This window comes from Pseudomonas lundensis (genome assembly GCF_001042985.1).
Taxonomy (GTDB): Bacteria; Pseudomonadota; Gammaproteobacteria; order Pseudomonadales; family Pseudomonadaceae; genus Aquipseudomonas; species Aquipseudomonas lundensis.
The window spans coordinates 1-19695 of record NZ_JYKY01000040.1 but is presented as its reverse complement, the minus strand read 5'-3'; the positions used below and the strand labels follow the sequence as shown (position 1 = coordinate 19695).

Sequence of the window (19695 nt, the reverse complement as noted above, 5' to 3'; positions counted from 1 at the left end):
AACGCGAGGCAAGATCCATGCAAAGAGTCACCATCTCCCTGGACGACGCCTTGTTGGCGGTTATTGATGAGCGCGTCACCACCCATGGTTATCAAGGGCGATCGGAGGCGATTCGGGATTTATTACGCGCCGGACTGCTGGAGCCGGAGGCGGCAAACCCCGACGACACCTGCGTGGCTACCCTGAGTTACGTGTACGACCATGGCACCCGCGAGCTGTCCAAACGATTGAACAGTGCCTTTCACGAACATCACGACCTGACCTTGTCGACCCTGCACGTGCACCTCGATCAGGGCAAATGCATGGAAGTGTCGGTACTCAAGGGCTCGATCAAACACGTCACCGCACTGACGCGCCAGGTGATGGCCGAACGCGGGGTGCGGCATGGCGCTGCACAGATCATCCCGTTGCCCACGGACGAAGGCGGGCATTCGCATTAAAACTGCGGGTTGATTGGAGGTAGGTACACCTCTCCAAGGTCGGAGATACCTGAGCTCGTCCAAAACCTGCGTTTCACAGGCAAGCGGCGGTGCACTTAAAAAAAACAACCGAGGCAGACCATTAGTCAGCAGGAGGGTTTCGTGTCCGACTGCGCTTGCGCTCCCATTCAGTTGGAAGCGTAAAGGTATAGACACATACCATCACAGGGGGTGGTCTAAAGTATCGCGATCGCACACTGAAATTTGACAAGGAATAACGCATGTTTCATGGGGTTACGGCACTGATCGCGTTGTATGTCATCGCACGTTTCATCTGGCCAATGCGGGTCAGCACGCCAAGCAAATGCGTGTTGGGCGTGCTGCTGTTGCTGGTGGCCGAGCATCATCTGATCACCCGAATCAGGTTTGGCAGCATGGCTTCGCCTGAGATACCCGGCGAGGTGCTGATGGCATTGGGTTGGGCGTTTGGCAGCCTGATCGTGCTGGCGCTGCTGCTGTTGGTGCGCGACGGAATTGGCCTGTTGATGTGGCTGGTGTCACGTGCGCAGGGGCGCGCGCTGTGGCGCAATCGACGCCTGAATGCCGCGTTGGGCATCGTTAGCGTCGGCTTGGCACTGCTGGGCGTGTGGCAAGCGATCCGCGTGCCGGATGTGAAAACGATGGACATCACCCTGGCGCATCTGCCCCCGGAAATGGATGGCTTGCGCCTGGTGCAATTGACCGACCTGCACGCCAGCCGACTGTTGCAAGCGCCCTGGATGCAGGCAGTGGTCGATAAAACCAATGCCCTGCAACCGGATGTGACCCTGATCACCGGCGACCTGGTGGACGGCACCCCGTATGCCCGCGCCGATGATGTGAAACCGCTGCAACAGTTGCGTGCCCGCTATGGGGTGTTCGCCATCCCGGGCAACCACGAGTATTACGTCGACTATGTGCACTGGTTGCCGGTGTTCGAGCAGTTGGGGGTGCAGATGTTGCTCAACCGTCACGTGCTGGTGAGCCATAACGGTCGCCAACTGGTGCTTGCCGGTATCACTGACAAGGCGGCTTCACCGCTGCGCCTGCCGTTGCCCGACGTGGCAGGGGCGTTGCGTGATGCTCCCGAACAGGCGCCGGTGATACTGCTGAGCCATCGCCCGATTGGTGCCGTGGCCAACGCCCGGCAGGGCGTTGACCTGCAACTGTCGGGTCACACCCATGGCGGTCAAATCTGGGGACCGCACCTGCTCGCGCAATGGGCCAATCAGGGGTTTGTCTGGGGCTTTATGACGTAGAGGGCATGCAGCTTTATGTCAGTAATGGCACCGGGTTGTGGAACGGCTTCCCGATTCGCTTGGGCCGCCCGGCAGAAATCACGCTGATTACCTTGCGTTCGCCTCACGTCAAGCGTTGATCCACCCCAGCGTGAGGGCGGTTAACAGTGCATAGCGCGCCCCTTTGGCCAGCGTCACAATCAGCACAAAGCGCCACAGCGGTTCGCGCATCACCCCGGCGATCAGCGTCAAGGGGTCGCCAATGACCGGCACCCAGCTCAACAGCAGCGACCAGTGCCCATAACGCAAGTAAAACCGCTGCGCTCGCTCCAGTTTGGCCGCGCTCACAGGAAACCAGCGTTTGTCACGAAAGCGCTCGACCGAGCGCCCCAACAGCCAATTCAAGACCGAGCTCAAGACATTGCCAGCGGTGGCCACAAGCAACAGCAACGTCACACTGTACGGGGCAGACAGCAGCATCCCCACCAGCACCGCTTCAGATTGCAGGGGCAATAACGATGCCGCGCCCAATGCGGCGAGGAACAGCCCGATGTAACTGGTGATTTCAAACACGTGAGCGTGGCTCTGGACGCTATGCACGGGATAGCGGAGGGCGGCTTTTTAGCATCAATCGCCACGCGGTGCCTACAAAAAAGGCGCTGCCTGCGCAGAGCCCACGGTCTCGCCACACTCAGCGAAACTCGAACAGTTCCACGTGCAGGTTCTGCGCAGGCACACCGTGTTCGCGCATCAGTTCACGCACCCGTTGCAGCAGCCCCTTAGGTCCGCAGAAGCTGATGTGCACAGACTCAGGTGCGGTGTGGGTCAACAGCTGACGCAAGTGATCTGCCAATTGCGCAGTCCCGCCGCTATTGGCCATGAACTGCACCCCCCGTTGTTCGGCCACGCCCTGCAATTGTTCGGCCGGCGGGAAGCCGCGGGCGGGGTTGAAGCAGTAGATCAGGGTCGCTTTGTCGAACCGCTCACCCAAGGGGTCTTGCAGCCAGGCGATAAAAGGCGAAATGCCGACCCCAGCACCAATCCAGATCTCTTTTGCCGCGCCGCTCGGGCGTTTGAAGTGGCCGTAGGGCGCGTAGATGTCGGCCACCATGCCGACCTTGACGCGCTCACGCAGTGTTTTGGTGTAGTCCCCCAAGGCCCGGATCACAAATTCAAGCTGTCCGTTTTCGCGGTGGGCACAGGCAATGGTGAACGGGTGGGGCTCACGCAGGCCCTTTTCCTTGAAGGACAAAAACGCAAACTGACCGGCCTTGAAGTCAAAGCCTTTGCCTATCGGAGCGAAGGTCAGGTGCAACGCCGCTTTCTCGCTGCTCACCTCGATTACCCGGTATTCACCGGCACGGGCGACAAAGGGGTAGAGCAGTAGTTTGTAGAGCGCCGCCACCACGCCAAGGGCGCAGAGTACGCTGAGCCAGATGCCTGCCGGGCTGAACAGGGTGATGGGGGATTTGAAGCTCAGCCAGTGCAGGATGACAATCAGAAACAGCGGGCCGGACAACTTGTGCCACCAGCGCCAAACGCTGTAGGGGATGTTGCGGTTCAGGGCGAGCAGCACAATCATGCCCAGTGCCACATAGCTCAACTGGCGCACCATGCGTGTCCAGTATTTGGACAACTCCATGATGGGCACGCTGTTCCACACATCGAGGTTGGCCTTGAACACCAAGTGGTAGGAGGCGAACACCAGCGCCCAGATCCCCAGCCATTTGTGGGTGTCATAGACGCGGTCGAGGCCGCCGAACAGGTGTTCAACGACTCGCCGGCGGCTGGCCAACAGGCAGGAAACGGCCATGTAGGCCAGCGCCGTGGTCCCGAGAATCAAGCTCAGGGTGGCGGAAGTGAGCCAAGTGTCGGCGGGGATTTCCAGCAGCAGTGTCAGTGTTGTAATCAGCAAGATACCGACGAGGCAGTGCCAGTTCTTCACGGGTTTACTCCATTCATCAATCCGTTGTGGGTGAGACTGAAGACCGGCCCTCCTTGGGGTTTCAGGGGGGCCGGAGTTTATCGGGAATCGCGAAAACAACCTGTGATCCCGGTCAGGTCGCCAGCGATTACTCGATATACAACCGGTGCATCACATAGCGCAGCGAGGCTGGCAGGGTCTGGCCGTGGCTCATGCCGGTGAACGGGTGATAGTCCACACTCAGCCCTGCAACGCCCTGCATATCCGTGGTCAACTGCTGCATCAGCCGGTCCGGCGGGCCAACGACCGGCCCTCGCGGATTGCCGGGTTCATCCGTGCCGCGCATCAACAGCAACCGGGTTTTAGGGTCCGTTTTGCGGGTTTTCAAGTCGTTCAGCTGTTTGGCCACGATGCCGTCCCCCCACCAGAGTGAAGGGCTGGCCGCCGCATAGTCAGCAAACTCGCCAGGGCGGGTGCGCAGGGCGTGCAACACCAGCAAGCCGCCGTAGGAGTGGCCCCACAAGGCTTGTTGTTCACGGTTGATCGGCGCCTTGGCAGCCACCGCAGGCAGCAGACGATCACGCAACAGGTCAAGGAACACGTCGGCACCGCCACTGGGCTGTCCGGTCAGCGGGTCGGTCTGGACTGTGAGCCCGGCGCGCGGCGGTGTGTAGTCATAGGTACGGGCGGTGCGCTCGATGCGCAACGGCGTGTCGTAACCCACGGCCACCAGCAGTGGCGCCTTACCATGGGCCAATTGGCTCAGCAGTTCGGCATCCAGCGCACCGACCGCAGCGTTACCGTCGAGCATCCACAGCACCGGGAAACCGCCCTTGGGCGCAGGGGCCACAGGGCGACCGATCCACAACTGGTAATGCCGCTGACCGTCCGCCGAGTTAATCAACAAGCGACTGAAGCGGTATGCCAAGTCGGTGCGTTGCAGCAGTCGGGTGTCCATGGGCTGGTCAGGCGCTGGCCGTGCGTGCGCCGCGTACCCCGGCAAGACGAGGGCAAGCAGCAGCACCAGAGGGCGTGTGAGGTGTTTCATCGGGCTGTCTCGTCAGGGTCAGAACGAAGCGGTCAGGCTGGTGTAGAGTGTGCGCCCCGGCTCGTTGTAGGTGGCTGCGCCTGCGCCTTCGATGTTGTTGACGCCCTGGGCGTTGCCTTCGCGGTACAGGCGCTTGTCAAACAGGTTCTCCACGCCCGCGGTCACACTCAGGTTGCGGGTAATCGCGTAGGTGCCACTTAAACCGGCGATGGCGTAGGGCGAGAGCTGGTTGTTGGCGGTGCCGGTGACGCGGTCGCCGTGATAATCATATTTTTTCGGCGTTTGTTTGCCGTACCAGGCCACGCTCAGTTGCAGCGACAGGTCCTCAGTGGTTTGCCAGTCCAGCATCGAATTCAAGGTGTAGCGGGGCGTGACGGACAGGTAGTCACCGGTCTGTTTGTTCTTCGATTGCAGCATGTAGGTGAAGTTATTGGTCCACGTCAGTTGTTCAGCCAGCGGCAATGTCAGCGTGCCTTCGAGGCCTTCGACCAGTGCCTTGGGCACGTTTTCCCACTGGTAGATGGCGGCATTGGCGTACGAACCGCTGCCGCCTGTGGCCTGGCCAATCGGGCTCAGGCCTGACTCGATCTTGTTTTTGTAGTCATTGCGAAAATAGGTCAGCCCCGCGACCACGCCGTTGTCGGTGTACTCGATGCCCAGTTCCTTGTTGACGCTGGTTTCGGCCTTGAGGTCGGCGTTGCCCTGCAAGTAGCAACTGGTGCTTTGGCCGTAGCAACCCTGGCCACGGCTGTACAGCAAGTAATCGGGGTTGAGCTGGTACAGGTTCGGTGCTTTGTAGGCGCGGGCGATACCGGCCTTGAGCGTCAGGGTGTCGGTCAGCGCGTGGGACAGGTTCAGCGACGGGCTCCAGTTGTCCCCCACGACGTTATGGTGATCCAGCCGCAGCCCAGGGGTGAGCATGGTGCCGGGGAACAGCTCGATATTGTCTTCGGCAAACAGCGAGAAAATACGCGCCGACGACGCGGTACTGCGGTTGCTGCTGCTCAGGCCGCCCACCGAACCGCCTTCACTGGTGGTTTGAGTCGTGGCACTCGGGTCATCGAGCTTTTGTTCGGTCCACTCGGTGCCCAGGGTCAGGGTCTGGTCGAGCCCGGCCTGCAACGGCAGGTTGACCTCGGCGTGGGCCGTCAGATCACGCAGCACCGCGGTGTAGAAATGGGTGTCGCTGAAAATCCCTTCAGTCCCCCCGGCCAGCCCTTCATTGAGGCGCGAGTTTCGGGTTTTTTCGTACTGGATGAACGCCATGCTGCTGCCAAAATCCCACTCGCCGCGATGGGTCAAGGCATAGGTTTCGCGGTAGGTGCGATTGGTCTCATGACCGAGCATCTTCTTCACCGTGGCGTTGCTGTTGGTGTTCTGCGTATCGCCGGTGTAGAGGTTGCCCTGGCGGCTGAAGCCCGCTTCGACATCGAGGGTCTGCTCGGGGGTCATGCGCCAACTCAACAGACCGTTGACGTCTTTGTTGCGCACGCCTTCGCGGCCTGCGGGCAACGTGCCGACCTGATTGCCAGTACGCACGGATTCGTGGCCGGCGTTGATGTCCCAGTCATCCGGATTGGTCTTGGCGATGTTGCCGTACACGCGGTAACTGAGGTTCTCGGTCAGCGGGCCATTGAGGCCGAAGTTCATGCGCTTTGTGGCGCCTTCATCCTTGTGTTGGGGGAAGCTGCTGTACACCGTCACATCACCATGGGTTTGGGCCCCGGCCTGTTTGGTGATGATATTCACCACGCCACCGGCAGCGCCGTTGCCATACCGGGCCGCCGCCGGACCGCGCAACACCTCGATGCGTTCCACTTGATCGGCAGGCACCCAGTTGGTATCGCCACGGCTGTCCCGCTCACCACGCCAGCCATAGCGAACGGAATTGCGGCTGTTGACTGGCTTGCCGTCCACCAGAATCAGCGTGTTCTCCGGGCCCATGCCGCGAATGTCGATCTGCCGGTTATTGCCGCGCTGGCCGCTGGTGGAATTCCCCGTGAGGTTGACGCCGGGCATCGTGCGGATGATCTGCGACAGGTCGTTGGCCGGGGGCCGCTTCTTGATGTCTTCAGCCGTGATCACTGACACGCCGGGGGCCTGCCTGGTTTCTTCCTGCGCGGTGGCCACCACATGGGTATTGCCCAGCTCCAGCGCGGGCGCGGAGGTGACTTCATCCTCATTGGCAGCCTGCACCGCGGCGCTCAACAACCAGCAACCGGACAACACAAAAGGGGCGATAGGGCGCAACACACGTAACGACATCAACGATCTCCGAGACAGCCTGATACAAGAAGATCACGAATGATAATGAATGCTAATTGAGAGTAAAGCGCATTAACTTTCTAAACACTTGCGCGCCATGGGGGCTGGCTGCTGCTCTTGCACCCTGCGTACCATCCGATGTCCGAGGCATTTGACTGATGAGTCCACTCTGGCAACGGTTCACTCATTCAGCGCAGCCGGCAGCAACAGGTGCATGCACAAACCGGGATGGCCATTGGTGGCCCACAACCGGCCTTGTTGCAGTTCGATGGCCCGCTGGGCAATGGCCAGCCCCAGCCCGAACCCTTCGCCTATGCAGTCGGGCAGGCGCTGATAGGGTACAAACAGGGTGTCAAGGTCTTCAGGGGCCACGCCGGGGCCTTCATCTTTCAGGCACAAATGCCACGCATCGCCTTCACGCCAGCCGCTCAGCGTCACCGTGCCTTGCAACGGTGAATAGCGAATGGCGTTGCGCAGCAGGTTTTCCAGCGCTTGGGCCAAGCTGTCGAGGTTAACGTTGACGCAACAGTCAGTGCCCAGCAGGCAGGGCAGGCGTTCAGCGGGCCACTGGCTTTCAAAACAGGCGTCTTCGCGCAGGGCTTCCCACACCGACAGCACCAACACGGGTTCTCGAGCCAGCTGCGGGCGTTCGGTGTCGAGCCAGGCGAGGTTGAGGGTGTCTTCGAGCAACCGCTGCATGTCATCGATTTCGCGGTCCAGCCGTTGGCGCAATTGCTGGGGCGGCAGTTGGCTATCATGGGCGATGCGCAAGCGTGCCAGCGGGGTACGCAGTTCGTGAGACAGGGTGCGCAGCAACAAGCGTTGCTGGTTGAGGCTGTTGCGCAAGCGGCTGGCCATGTGTTCAAAGGCGTGCGCCAATTCGCCCAGTTCGTCGCGGCGGTGGATCAGGGGCAGCGGCGCTTCGCTGTCCAGGTCGTCGGCGCGCAATGCGTCGGCGCGATCACGCAGTCGATTGAGTGGCACCACTAAATGTCGATACAGCACCAGGCCAAGCAGGGCCGCGAGCAGGGTCGGCATGACGCCGTGGCTGAAGACGTGGGTCCAGGCGGTCAAGCCGTTGGGCAGCAGACGCTCGGGCAGTTGAAGCACCAGTTGCCCCTGTTCCGGATGGTCCGGGAACGGGATGCTCACGTAAGGCAACTCATCCATCAGGCGTCGACTCATGGGCCAGTCGAGTTTGCGCATGAACGTCAGTTGCTGGTAATGCGCAGGCGTGATGGGCGTGCGGCTGAGACTTTCGAGCTGCGGACCGAGTACCGCGACCCACGTCTGTTCACGGGCGGACAAGCGTTCGGTGAAGCGTTCGAGTCCCTCGCTGCCGTGCTCGCGCCAAGTGTCCTGCGCCTGCCGGGCATACGCCTGCAAATACGCGCGCTCTTGGGGCGACAGGAAATACGTGCTGCGTTCGGCCGACAGGCCCCAGATCCAGATAAACCAGGTCAACAACAGGCAAAAGCTGACTTGTAACAACGCCAACTTCCACAGCAGCGGGTGACGACGCATCAGGCGGGGTCCGACTCGACCAGAATGTAGCCCTGGCTGCGCACCGATTGTATCTGCACATGGTGCACGCCAATGGCCGCCAGTTTGCGCCGCAGGTTGCACACATGCACATCCAGACCGCGATCCAGTCGCGTGTAGATGCGGTGCAATACGTGCTGGTACAAAAAGGCTTTGCTCAAAGCCTGCCCGGCCTGTTCGCGCAAGGTCACCAGCAGGCGGAACTCCGACCCCGTGAGCCCGGCCCGGAGACCGTCGTGCAGTACATCTTGTGCGGCGTCATCGTAGCTCAGGGCACTGTGGCGAGTCGGCACGGGCGCTTGCGTGAGCATGGACATGCGCCGCAGCAGCGCGTCGGTGCGTGCATCGAGCTCCGCCAGGCTGAAAGGTTTGGGCAGGTAATCATCGGCCCCCCGGGTAAACCCGCTGATGCGGTCTTGCTCGTTGCCCAGCGCCGACATCAGCATCACCGGCACCGTTTGTTGCAGGCGCAGGGCTTCGAGCAGGCTCAGGCCATCCATGCCGGGCAACAAGATGTCCAGCAGCACCAGATCAAATGATTGAGCGCACAGGGCCTCAAGCCCTTGGGTGCCATCGACACAGGTGGTGACGGTAAATCCTCGTTGCACCAAGTGCCGTTCAAGGTCGTGGCGTAAGCGGAAATCGTCTTCGACAAGCAACAGGTGAGGGGAGGTTCGCATAAGGCACTGATTGAGAACGTTTAACATTCGCGACTATCCCACCTACGGGGATGCTGTGCAATTGCTATCTGGTTCAAGCGCCTGCGACACGGCACCGCGTTACAGCGGATCTGGCCAAGTACAGGTCGGATTCGCACAAAAACAACGCGGCGGCTTCTGTTCGAATGATCCTCAACGACCCGCCCGCTGGCGGCTTCTGATCATCGACGCAGACACAGGTAAATGCCATGCACATGCCCAAGACCCTTCAGATCAAGAACGGCGAAAAAGTCACACCGACTTTCTCTGCTCAGGAGTATGCGAACCGTCAGGCCAAGCTGCGGGCCTACATGGCCCGCCACGGCATCGACGCGGCGGTGTTTACCTCGTACCACAACATCAATTACTACAGCGACTTTCTGTATTGCGCCTTCGGCCGTCATTATGGGCTGGTGGTCACCCAAGACAAGGTGGTGACCATCAGCGCCAACATTGACGGTGGCCAGCCATGGCGGCGTACCGTGGGCACCGAAAACATCGTGTACACCGATTGGCAGCGCGACAATTTCTTCGTCGCGATCCAGCAGGCGCTGCCTCGGGCGGGGCGCGTCGGCATCGAGTTCGATCACCTCAATCTGCTTAGTCGCGACAAGCTGGTGAGCCGCTACCCGGACGCCGAATGGGTGGACATTGCCGCGCCCTGCATGAAGATGCGCATGATCAAGTCGGCCGAAGAACACGCGATCATCCGTCAGGGCGCACGCATTGCCGACATCGGTGGCGCCGCGGTGGTCGAAGCGCTTCGCGATCAGGTGCCGGAGTACGAAGTGGCGTTGCACGCGACCCAGGCCATGGTGCGCGAAATCGCCCGCACGTTCCCGGACGCCGAGCTGATGGACACCTGGACCTGGTTCCAGTCCGGCCTCAACACCGACGGCGCACACAACCCGGTGACTGCCCGCAAGGTCAATCGGGGCGACATCCTGAGCCTCAATTGCTTTCCGATGATTGCCGGGTATTACACGGCGCTGGAGCGCACGCTGTTTCTGGACCATTGCTCCGACGAGCACCTGCGTTTGTGGGAGGTCAACGTCAAGGTTCACGAGGCCGGCCTCAAACTGATCAAGCCGGGCATGCGTTGCTGCGACATCGCGCAGCAGCTCAACGCGATTTTTCTGGAACACGATTTGCTCCAATACCGCACGTTTGGCTATGGCCACTCGTTCGGCACCTTGAGCCACTACTACGGGCGCGAGGCCGGGCTGGAACTGCGAGAGGATATCGACACCGTACTGGAGCCGGGGATGGTGGTGTCCATCGAGCCGATGATCATGATCCCGCAAGGCCGGCCGGGCGCCGGAGGGTATCGTGAGCACGACATCCTGATTGTCACCGAGGAGGGCGCCGAGAACATTACGCACTTCCCGTACGGCCCGCAGCACAACATTATCCAGCGTTAAACACCTGGCGCCGCTGCCATGAGGCTTTGGCAGCGGCGCCAGGCCGTGATGTTGCACCTGCACATGCGCGCCCAGACGCGCAGTGCGTTTTGACCCATTACCCCTGCCAAGAACAACCAGAATGAGGGTAGTTGTCATGTCCTGTGTCCCGATGTTTCGCCAAGCCTTTGACCCACGCACCTCACTCACTGGAGGTGCTCGATGAGTATCCCGAGCGCAAGCCTTGCCGTGCCGCTCACGGCCCAACAGCAGCTCGAACTGAGCAGCGAGCGTAAAGCCCTGCGCCGTGCCGCCACGGCCAGTTTCATGGGCAACTTTGTCGAGTGGTTCGACTACGCGGCCTACGGTTATCTGGCCACCATCATTGCCCTGACGTTCTTCCCGCAAACCGATGCCGCGACCGGCCTGTTGGCCACGTTCGCGGTGTTTGCGCTGTCGTTTGTCGTACGACCGGTTGGCGGTCTGGACTGGGGGCATTTTGGCGATAAATACGGGCGCCGCAGTGCGTTGTCCTGGTCGATTTTAATCATGACCGTGTCCACGTTTTGCATTGGCATCCTGCCCGGTTATGACCAGATCGGCGTGTGGGCTCCGGCGCTGCTGTTGTTAATCCGCCTGGTGCAGGGATTTTCGGCGTCGGGTGAATACGCGGGGGCATCGGCGTTTCTGGCGGAGTATGCCCCTGAAGGTAAGCGGGGTTTCTACACCAGTCTCGTGCCTGCCAGCACGGCCGTCGGGTTGCTGTTCGGGGCTGTGTTCGTGGCGGCGTTGCATGCATGGATGACGGTCGAGACCCTGCACGAATGGGGCTGGCGCTTGCCGTTTTTGCTGGCCGCGCCGTTTGGGCTGGTGGGGCGCTATATCCGCATGAGTTTGCAGGATTCACCCAAGTTTCTGGATATGGAACAGCGTCTGGAAGCCAAGGAATGCGCCACGCCAGCGCCGATTCGCGAGTTGCTGACGGTGCACCGTCGCAGCGTGCTGATCGGTATTGGTGCAACCTGCCTCAATGCCGCGGCGTTCTACTTGCTGCTCAGTTACATGCCGACATACCTGTCCACGGAAATGGGCATGAGCGAGGGTGATTCGTTTATCGCCTCCACGGTGTCACTGGCGACCTACATCGGGCTGATCTTCCTGATGGGCAAACTATCGGACCGTTACGGTCGCAAGACCATGCTGCTTTTGGCGTCCGTGTTGTTCCTGGGGCTGACGTTGCCGCTCTTCGGTCTGTTGGGCAACCGCTCGCTGGTCGTGATTCTGATGATCCAGATAGCCTTTGGCGCCATCCTCGCCATGAACGACGGCACCTTGCCATGTTTTTTGGCGGAAATTTTCCCCACCCGCGTGCGCTTCAGTGGCTTTGCCTTCAGCTTCAACATTGCCAATGCGCTGTTTGGCGACACGGCCCCGTTCATTGCGACCTGGCTGATTCACATGACGGGCAACAAAATGGCCCCGGCCTGGTATCTGCTGGCGGCGGCTGCCGTCGCGTTAGTGGCGATGCTGGCCAGCCGCGAAACCGCCCATAAAACCCTGCAAGACTGAACACCCCGAGCGCGTGCGCGCGCTCGGGGTGGTGTGACCCTCAATGCAAGGCTATGTGCTTGCGATCACCCATCGGTGACACGCCAAACAGCCGGCTGTAGCACTTGGAGAAGTGCGCAGCCGACACAAAACCGCAGGCCAGGGCGATGTCGCGCACTGGCGATTCGCTACGCAACAACAGGCCGCGCGCCCGTGCCAGGCGCAACTCCAGGTAGTACTGGCTGGGTGTGCGTTGCAAATGCTTGTGAAACAGGCGTTCCAGCTGGCGTACCGACACGTCGTTGAACCGCGCCAGTTCTTCCAGGCTCACCGGTTCTTCCAGATTGGCTTCCATGATCGCCACCACCTGACTGAGCTTGGGTTGCGAGGTCCCCAGCTTCTGGCGCAACGGCACACGCTGTTGCTCCTGGGCACTGCGGGCCCGATCACACAGCAGCAACTCTGCGGCGTGGGCGGCAATCTCTCGGCCGCCGGGTTCGCGGGCGATCAATTGCAGGGTCATGTCCATCGACGCGACACCCCCCGAGCAGGTGTAGCGGTCGCGATCCAGTTCGAACAATTGATGGGAGATGATGATCTCCGGGAAGTGGTCCTTGAGGGTTTCAATGTCTTCCCAATGAATGGTGCAGCGATACCCCTTGAGCAACCCCGCGCGGGCCAGCCAGTAACTGCCCGTGCAAATGCCGCCCAACGCCACCCGCTCATGCGCCAGTTTGCGCAGCCAGTTGAGCAGTGGGCGGCTGCTGAGGTGCGAGACGATCGGGTTGGCGCCCACCACCAGCAGGATGTCCAGCTTAGGGGCGTCTTGCATGGCGCAGTCCGGCAGAATGCGCATGCCATTGCTGGCGGTCACCGGCTCCAGACTGGGACCAATGATGAGGGTTCGAAACATCTCCCGGCGCGCGGCCATGTTGGCCATGCGCAGGGTTTCGATCGTGGACGCAAAACCAATGGTGGTGAAGTTTGGTATCACCAGTAAACCCACGGTTTTGATGGGCGCATGACTGACCGCCGGAGCTGCTGCAGACCTTGCCATCTGGCGTTTCCTCTTCACGATCCAGGACGCGTCTAGCGTCGGGGTTAACGCGCGCCTGGCAGCGCATTGGCCTGGGTCGGGGGGGCCGGATGACGCTGCAAGCAGGGCGCAGTGACCAGCAACGAAGCAATGCTCATGCCAGGGCGCCTGCATGATCCGGGTCAAGGGCGCCAGGGGCAAAAGCGGTTACAAGATCAGTGTGAGGAGTTCATAACAAAAAACGAGCACGGCCCGCGCCGAGGGGACCACCCCAGGCCGGTGCCTTAAAGGAATATCGCCATGATTTTCAAGTTTGCGCGTCTGGCCACTGTCGGCCTGACGTTTCTTTACGCCTGTCACACCTGGGCCAGCGAGCCGGAACCGGCAACTGATCCTGGTCAGCAACCCGACGCCGATGTGGTGCAGCGCGGCCTGTACGTGGCGCAGCTCGGTGACTGTATTGCCTGCCACACCGCCAAGGGCGGGGCCGTCATGGCTGGCGGGCTGGAATTAAACACGCCCATGGGCACGATCTATTCCAGCAACATCACGCCGGACCCCGAGACCGGAATCGGTCAGTACAGCTTTGAACAGTTCGACAAAGTGATGCGTGAAGGCGTGACCCCGGCAGGCGAGAATCTCTACCCGGCCATGCCGTACCCGTCTTACGCCAAGATGACTGATGATGACATGCGCGCGTTGTACGCGTACCTGATGCAGGGCGTGGCACCGGTCAAGCAGGTGAATCTGGAGGCTGAAATGAGCTTCCCGTTCAACCAGCGCTGGGGCCTGACGCTGTGGAACTGGATGTTCGTCGACAACCAACCCTTCACGCCTGACCCGTCCAGAAGCGAGGTGCTCAATCGCGGTGCCTACCTGGTGCAAGGGTTGGGGCATTGCGGATCGTGTCACACGCCGCGTGGGCTGGCCTTTCAGGAAAAAGCCCTCAGCGATGCGGGCAGCAGTGGCAAGCATTACCTGGCGGGAGAGACGGTTGAAGCGTGGCGAGCCTTGAGCTTGCGTAATCTGTGGACCGTGGAAGACACCGTTCAACTCCTCAAGACCGGCCAAAATCGTTTTGCCACGGTGTCGGGCAACATGGCCGACGTGATCCACCACAGCACCCAGCATTTCACCGATGCGGACCTGACAGCGATCGCCAGTTACCTCAAGTCGTTGCCCGCCGGCAAGGATGACCTGCCCATGCCGGCAGTGGCCATCGAGCCCGCCAAAGCACCCGATACGTTGTTCACCACCCGTGGCGGTCTCGGTTACACGCAGTTTTGCGCGGACTGCCATCGCCCGGACGGCGGCGGGGTCAAAGGCATGTTCCCGCCCCTCAACGGCAACCCCGGCATCACCGCCGCCAACCCGACCTCCTTGTTGCACATCACCCTGACCGGCTGGCAAACCGCAGAGACCGCAACGCATCCAAGGGTCTGGACCATGCCCGGTTTTGCCCGGCTGGCCGATGATGAAATCGCTGAGATCCTGAGTTTTGTTCGCAGCAGCTGGGGCAACGACGCACCGCCGATCAACCCCGCGCAAGTGGCCAGCCTGCGCAAGCAGCTGAACCCTGACACCACGGACTCCTCGGCCTTCGTCACGCCGCGTCTGGCCAATCTGCTGACGGCCTCGAATGCCGATCAAGTGGTGCGCGGCATGCGCCTGCACCTGCAAACCAAAGCCTTGCTGCCGGACAACGTGGGCAATGCGCTGAACTGCACCAGCTGCCATTTGAACGCGGGCACAGTGGCAGACGGCTCACCGTTTATTGGCGTCTCAGCGTTCTTCCCCAGTTATGCGCCCCGGGCGGGGAAACAGATCACCCTCGAAGACCGCATCAATGGCTGTTTCCGTCGCTCCATGGACGGCAAGCCGCTGCTCGTGGCATCGCCCGACATGCAGGCGATGGTGGCGTACTTTGACTGGATGAAAATGAACACGGTGCCCGGCGATAAAGTGGCAGGGCGAGGGGTGGGCAAGGTGGATCCGGCCATCAAGCCTGATTCCGCCAACGGCCAGGCGGTCTACGCCCAGCAATGCGCGGTGTGCCACGGCGATCAGGGGCAAGGTTTGAAACACGCTGACGGGCACTTCATCTTCCCGCCGTTGTGGGGCGAAGAATCGTTCAACATCGGCGCAGGCATGGCGCGCACGTACACCGCTGCGGCGTTCGTCAAACGCAACATGCCGATCGGGTTCCATGAACGCTTCCCGTTGGGGCAAGGCGGGTTGTCGGATCAAGATGCGGTGGATGTGGCTGAGTACTTCTCGCACCAGCCGCGGCCGGATTTTCCGGACAAGGTCAAGGATTGGCCTAACGGTGGCAAGCCGGCGGATGCGCGGTATTAAGCCCTGATACCCCTCTCGCGAAAGGAGAGGGGCCTGAGCGGACCATAGGCAATCACTCATTCATCCAGCACGGCAGGTTTATCCCTTGAACCCGCCGTCCGCTAACCACGTTGTCAGCGCTTTGTCCTCCAGCGGCCGGGTAATCAGAAAACCCTGCGCCTGCGAACAGCCCCATTCGGTGATCAAACGCAGGATTTCGTTGTTCTCCACCCCTTCAGCGACCACGTGATAGTTCAAACCTTTGGCTAACTCGATCAGGGTTTTCACCAGCCGTCGGTCTTGCGCGCTGGTTTCCAGGGTGCGCACCAGCGATTGATCCAGTTTGACGGTCTGGGCGGGCAGTTTTCGCAGATAAGCCCAATTACTGTAGCCCGTCCCAAAGTCATCAATGGCGATGTGCAGGCCTAAACGCCGGGCGCGTTCCAGCTCGTGCAGGACAGACACCGGCTTGGACATCAAGATGCTTTCAGTCAGCTCCAGTTCGAGCATTTGAGGATCAAGGCGCCGGGCCTGGATGTGGGCCTCAATCGCGTCGACAAACCGCGAATCCTGTAAGTCGTTGACCGTCACGTTCATGGCAATGCGCAGGCGAACGCCTTGCGCAGTCCATGCCCGGGCCTGTTCGACCAGGGCGTCCAGAACCCAAAACGTTATGGATTGCATCAGTGCGGTTTTTTCGGCCAGAGGAATGAACTCGGCAGGGCTGATGACGCCCAGGGTCGGGTGATTCCAGCGAATCAGTGCTTCCACGCTTTCACAGGTCAATTCCGGCAGTTTGACTTTCGGTTGATACACCAGGCTCAGTTGATGCCCGCGGGTGAGGGCGTCATGGAGCGCGCTCAGGAGCATGAAGGCCCGCTGTTGGGCTGCGTCGAGTTGAGGCTCATAGCAGGCCCAGCCCACATTCTGGTCCCGGGCAGCGTCAGCGGCACTGACCACCAGGCGCAGCCAGTCCTGATCTTTCTGCGAAGCCTCTAGCACGGGCAGTACGCCCACGCCGATTTGCATCGGGATGGGGATGTGCTGGCATTCCACAGGGGTTTTGAAGTCGTCGATTATTTTTTGACACACGCTGTCAATCGCATCGTGTTCGTCAAGGATAAAACCGAATCGCGTCGGACTGACTTTGTACAGCAAGCGGCCGCTGGGAATCAGGGTCTGCAGCCGGGCCTTGATGGCGAGAATCAGGTCTTGGGCAAAGCTACAACCCAGCGCTTTGACCACATCATTCAGGGCTTGAGGCGCAATGACATCGACGCAGTAAACCAGGCTCTTTTTGCCATTGAGCAGGGTGATTCGAATGTCTTCTTCAAAACGCAGCCTGTTGAAGAGCCCTGTGGGTTGGTCCACGAAGTTGCGTGAGCGAACGCCCGAAATGCGCATCATGGCGAGTTCAGCAAAATTCACCAGCATCGCACCGTCACGCGCGCTCATGGGGGGGCGGGGGCGGGTATCAATAATGCAAAGGCTGCCCAGGTTGAACCCGTCAGCGGTTCTTAATGGCGCACTGGCGTAATAACGGATGTAAGGGCTGCCACACACAAGCTCGCTGTCTTTGAAGCGCGGATCCTGAGCGGCGTCGAGTACTTCGAACAGGCCATTCTCTGTCAGCGTGTGGGCGCAGAACGACAGGTCGCGCGAGGTTTCACGGGTGTCGAGCCCGACCTGTGCTCGGAACCATTGCCGTTGCGCTTCGACAATTGAGATTAAGGCGATGGGCGCGTCGAAATACGCGGCCGTCATGGCGACTATTTTTTCGAACGCTTCATCGCCCTCCTGGTCAGGGGGACAGAATTCAGCGACCCGTTCGAGCCGCTTGGTTTCATACGCCTGCGGGGACGCATTCTCATCCATTTTTTCACCCTGTCCTACGTTGTCCTGACACAGCTCACAAATTACCGCCCGCGTTGAGAAAATGCGATGGCTTTGCGTGCGAAGCCGATGCGCTAAAAACCGAGGGGTGGCTGTTTTTTATCCAGGGATGTATACAGGCCACTCAGTTAACCCTGTCCAATGATGACCAGAGATAAGGCCCCGGGCCGTTTCAAGGAGTGAATATGCAGGTCAAACATCGCATCGCCCTTTTTAGCTGTGCTGTAGTGGCGGCCGCCTTAACCGGCTGCGCCCATCACCCTCAATTTGCCGGGCAATCGGTCACCGATCCGCTGCTGCGACAGGACGTGATGAAAAACGTCGAGATGTTGTTCGCCGCGATGACCCAATGCCGCCGCATTGATTCCGTGAGTACGTCGATTGCCGGAATCAGTCAGCTGCCCTCCGGGGCAGTGGAGCGCGCCAATGAAATCTGGAACGTGACCGGTTGCGGCGTCTCCAAGGCCTTCACCGTCGACCTGCGCGCCGATGCCAAGGGCGAAACAGACTTCTCGGTTTCGGCCAAACCCTGATCCTGGGCTCGCCACGCGGTTATTTGACCTGTGGCAAGGGCATTTACGCCAAACACTGCTTTACTGGTCCGCATGACATGTGAGTGGCCGGTCAGGGTGTCAGCCATGACCGGCCCGGCAGATTTCAATCCGGATAAAGGAAAGCCACCATGAAAGCGCTCACCTACCAAGGGCCCGGCGAAAAAGCATGGGCCGACATCCCTAAGCCCGTCATCGATAAACCCACCGACGCCATCGTGCGAATCCTGCACACCACCATTTGCGGCACCGACCTGCACATCCTCAAAGGCGACGTGCCGGCCGTCACGCCCGGTCGCGTGCTCGGGCATGAAGGGGTCGGGGTGGTGGAAGCCGTTGGCCCGGCGATCCGTAATTTTAAACCCGGCGATCATGTGTTGATTTCCTGTGTGACGTCCTGCGGCAGTTGCCCCAACTGCCGGCGCCAGATGTATTCCCACTGCGCGGACGGTGGCTGGATCCTCGGGCACCTGATCGACGGCACGCAGGCCGAATACGTGCGAATCCCCCATGCCGATAACAGCCTGTATCCCGTACCTGCGGGCGCGGATGAACAAGCGCTGGTGATGTTGAGTGACATCCTGCCGACCGGCTTTGAAATCGGCGTGCTCGCTGGCAAGGTCAAACCGGGCGACAGCGTGGTGATTGTCGGGGCGGGCCCAGTGGGCATGGCTGCGTTATTGACGGCTCAGTTCTACTCCCCAGGGCAACTGATTATGGTCGACGGCGACAGCAACCGCCTGGAAGTGGCCAAGCGGTTCGGTGCGACGCATGTTATCGACATCAAGACCGAAAATGCCGTTGAGCGGATTTTTGAATTGACCGGCGGGGTGGGGGTGGATGTCGCCATTGAGGCGGTGGGCATCCCGGCCTCGTTCGACACATGCCAGTCAGTGATCGCACCGGGCGGCAATATTGCCAACGTCGGTGTGCATGGCAAGAGTGTCGAGTTGCACCTTGAGAAGTTGTGGATTCAGAACATCAATATTTCAACGGGGCTGGTTAATACCAACACCACGCTGATGCTAATGAAGACCGTGCAATCGGGAAAAGTAGACGCGGGGAAGTTGATTACGCACCGTTTTGCACTTAACGACATTCTTCAGGCCTATGAAGTGTTCGGCAACGCCGCCAAGGAAAAAGCCATGAAAGTAATTCTTTCGCAATAAAAGATCTTTTAAACATCAGCGACCGTTATAGAGCCGTACGGTTGATTTGCAGGCGACAAGGGTGTGAGTGTGTATAAAGCAGGCTCACACCCGCCGTTGTGCGCGTATATAAAAAACAAGTGTCCCGGGGATGGGTGCCTGACAAAAGCTGTGGATTTTGAATTCACAAGTCATTGATTTAATTAAATTATATTTTTCTATCTAATGTTATTTTTTATTCATCATGCCTTGGTTTTTTTGACAGGTTCGCCAACCGCAACTATGTTCCTTGCGGCGGAACTCACGTCATTGCCATTTTTGATAATAGGGAAATATTCATATGAAAAAGCACCTTCTGATTCTGGGTACAGCAAGTCTGGTTGCACTTTCCACGCTCGCGCAGGCTGCGGATACCAAGCAACCAGTATCTCAGTGGACGTGTGAAAGTTTCCTGGCCGTGGATGATAGCTTCCGACCTACAGCCGTAGGCTCTGTACGTAAACCCAAGAAATACGATTTTCTGTAAAATACACCGCCATTAAAGCCAGGAGGCCAAGATGGCAAAGCGGTATGAACTCCCCGACGCAGCCTGGGATCTGGTTGCAGATATCT

At 59.9% G+C, this 19695-nt stretch carries 16 protein-coding genes; 8 read left to right on the top strand and 8 right to left on the bottom strand.

Features of this window, described 5'->3' with window-relative positions; genetic code table 11:
* The first annotated feature begins 17 nt into the window (after nt 1-17).
* Together nikR and TU74_RS21415 are read left to right on the top strand one after the other, a co-directional pair.
* Nucleotides 18-440, top strand: a complete 423-nt coding sequence (gene nikR, locus TU74_RS21420) for a nickel-responsive transcriptional regulator NikR (protein WP_047274710.1) — start codon at nt 18-20, stop codon at nt 438-440.
* A gap of 260 nt (nt 441-700) precedes the next feature.
* Nucleotides 701-1717: a metallophosphoesterase gene (locus TU74_RS21415; protein WP_241485596.1), complete on the top strand. Its 1017-nt coding sequence runs from the start codon at nt 701-703 to the stop codon at nt 1715-1717.
* A 108-nt stretch (nt 1718-1825) separates the two neighbouring features.
* Here the strand turns inward: TU74_RS21415 and TU74_RS21410 are convergent, their stop codons facing one another.
* From TU74_RS21410 to TU74_RS21385, 6 genes are all read right to left on the bottom strand, one after another.
* Nucleotides 1826-2269 (bottom strand): YqaA family protein, encoded by a 444-nt coding sequence (locus TU74_RS21410; protein WP_048377620.1) that lies wholly within the window; start codon nt 2267-2269, stop codon nt 1826-1828.
* Between the two features lie 118 nt (nt 2270-2387).
* A complete protein-coding gene (locus tag TU74_RS21405; RefSeq protein WP_048377619.1) occupies nt 2388-3641 on the bottom strand; it encodes a ferredoxin reductase family protein in 1254 nt (417 codons plus the stop codon).
* A gap of 127 nt (nt 3642-3768) precedes the next feature.
* Nucleotides 3769-4668 (bottom strand): alpha/beta hydrolase, encoded by a 900-nt coding sequence (locus tag TU74_RS21400; RefSeq protein WP_048377618.1) that lies wholly within the window; start codon nt 4666-4668, stop codon nt 3769-3771.
* Between the two features lie 18 nt (nt 4669-4686).
* Nucleotides 4687-6933: a TonB-dependent siderophore receptor gene (locus TU74_RS21395; RefSeq protein ID WP_048377617.1), complete on the bottom strand. Its 2247-nt coding sequence runs from the start codon at nt 6931-6933 to the stop codon at nt 4687-4689.
* A gap of 180 nt (nt 6934-7113) precedes the next feature.
* Nucleotides 7114-8457 (bottom strand): HAMP domain-containing sensor histidine kinase, encoded by a 1344-nt coding sequence (locus TU74_RS21390; protein ID WP_047282431.1) that lies wholly within the window; start codon nt 8455-8457, stop codon nt 7114-7116.
* Complete coding sequence (locus tag TU74_RS21385; protein WP_047274703.1) at nt 8457-9155, bottom strand: response regulator transcription factor; 699 nt, start codon at nt 9153-9155, stop codon at nt 8457-8459. The genes TU74_RS21390 and TU74_RS21385 overlap by 1 nt, the downstream gene beginning before the upstream one ends.
* A 227-nt stretch (nt 9156-9382) precedes the next feature.
* Here TU74_RS21385 and TU74_RS21380 point away from each other — a divergent pair, with 227 nt between their 5' ends.
* Both TU74_RS21380 and TU74_RS21375 read left to right on the top strand, forming a co-directional pair.
* Complete coding sequence (locus TU74_RS21380; protein WP_048377616.1) at nt 9383-10594, top strand: M24 family metallopeptidase; 1212 nt, start codon at nt 9383-9385, stop codon at nt 10592-10594.
* A 201-nt stretch (nt 10595-10795) separates the two neighbouring features.
* Complete coding sequence (locus TU74_RS21375) at nt 10796-12142, top strand: MFS transporter (protein WP_048377615.1); 1347 nt, start codon at nt 10796-10798, stop codon at nt 12140-12142.
* 40 nt (nt 12143-12182) lie between these two features.
* On the opposite strand, the gene TU74_RS21370 is transcribed toward TU74_RS21375, so the two are convergent.
* Nucleotides 12183-13178 (bottom strand): GlxA family transcriptional regulator, encoded by a 996-nt coding sequence (locus tag TU74_RS21370; protein WP_048377614.1) that lies wholly within the window; start codon nt 13176-13178, stop codon nt 12183-12185.
* Between the two features lie 279 nt (nt 13179-13457).
* Between TU74_RS21370 and TU74_RS21365 the strand changes: the two genes are divergently transcribed.
* Complete coding sequence (locus tag TU74_RS21365; protein ID WP_048377613.1) at nt 13458-15512, top strand: c-type cytochrome; 2055 nt, start codon at nt 13458-13460, stop codon at nt 15510-15512.
* Nucleotides 15513-15590: 78 nt separating this feature from the next.
* Here TU74_RS21365 and TU74_RS21360 read toward each other — a convergent pair whose 3' ends face one another.
* Nucleotides 15591-17366: a sensor domain-containing phosphodiesterase gene (locus tag TU74_RS21360; protein ID WP_047282427.1), complete on the bottom strand. Its 1776-nt coding sequence runs from the start codon at nt 17364-17366 to the stop codon at nt 15591-15593.
* 203 nt (nt 17367-17569) lie between these two features.
* Between TU74_RS21360 and TU74_RS21355 the strand changes: the two genes are divergently transcribed.
* From TU74_RS21355 to TU74_RS23810, 3 genes are all read left to right on the top strand, one after another.
* On the top strand, nt 17570-17917 hold the full coding sequence (locus TU74_RS21355; protein WP_047274697.1) for a hypothetical protein: 348 nt from the start codon (nt 17570-17572) through the stop codon (nt 17915-17917).
* Nucleotides 17918-18066: 149 nt separating this feature from the next.
* Nucleotides 18067-19104 (top strand): zinc-dependent alcohol dehydrogenase family protein, encoded by a 1038-nt coding sequence (locus tag TU74_RS21350; protein ID WP_048377612.1) that lies wholly within the window; start codon nt 18067-18069, stop codon nt 19102-19104.
* A 319-nt stretch (nt 19105-19423) separates the two neighbouring features.
* Entirely contained in the window at nt 19424-19609 is a 186-nt protein-coding gene (locus TU74_RS23810) for an HdeA/HdeB family chaperone (protein ID WP_082149923.1), read from the top strand.
* Nucleotides 19610-19695: the final 86 nt, after the last annotated feature.

Bases quoted from the DNA above. Each gene is read 5' to 3' on its own strand.
- nikR (WP_047274710.1), top strand. From the start codon at position 18: ATGCAAAGAGTCACCATCTCCCTGGACGACGCCTTGTTGGCGGTTATT.
- TU74_RS21415 (WP_241485596.1), top strand. From the start codon at position 701: ATGTTTCATGGGGTTACGGCACTGATCGCGTTGTATGTCATCGCACGT.
- TU74_RS21400 (WP_048377618.1), bottom strand. From the start codon at position 4,668: ATGAAACACCTCACACGCCCTCTGGTGCTGCTGCTTGCCCTCGTCTTG.
- TU74_RS21395 (WP_048377617.1), bottom strand. From the start codon at position 6,933: ATGTCGTTACGTGTGTTGCGCCCTATCGCCCCTTTTGTGTTGTCCGGT.
- TU74_RS21390 (WP_047282431.1), bottom strand. From the start codon at position 8,457: ATGCGTCGTCACCCGCTGCTGTGGAAGTTGGCGTTGTTACAAGTCAGC.
- TU74_RS21385 (WP_047274703.1), bottom strand. From the start codon at position 9,155: ATGCGAACCTCCCCTCACCTGTTGCTTGTCGAAGACGATTTCCGCTTA.
- TU74_RS21380 (WP_048377616.1), top strand. From the start codon at position 9,383: ATGCACATGCCCAAGACCCTTCAGATCAAGAACGGCGAAAAAGTCACA.
- TU74_RS21375 (WP_048377615.1), top strand. From the start codon at position 10,796: ATGAGTATCCCGAGCGCAAGCCTTGCCGTGCCGCTCACGGCCCAACAG.
- TU74_RS21370 (WP_048377614.1), bottom strand. From the start codon at position 13,178: ATGGCAAGGTCTGCAGCAGCTCCGGCGGTCAGTCATGCGCCCATCAAA.
- TU74_RS21365 (WP_048377613.1), top strand. From the start codon at position 13,458: ATGATTTTCAAGTTTGCGCGTCTGGCCACTGTCGGCCTGACGTTTCTT.
- TU74_RS21360 (WP_047282427.1), bottom strand. From the start codon at position 17,366: ATGGATGAGAATGCGTCCCCGCAGGCGTATGAAACCAAGCGGCTCGAA.
- TU74_RS21355 (WP_047274697.1), top strand. From the start codon at position 17,570: ATGCAGGTCAAACATCGCATCGCCCTTTTTAGCTGTGCTGTAGTGGCG.
- TU74_RS21350 (WP_048377612.1), top strand. From the start codon at position 18,067: ATGAAAGCGCTCACCTACCAAGGGCCCGGCGAAAAAGCATGGGCCGAC.
- TU74_RS23810 (WP_082149923.1), top strand. From the start codon at position 19,424: ATGAAAAAGCACCTTCTGATTCTGGGTACAGCAAGTCTGGTTGCACTT.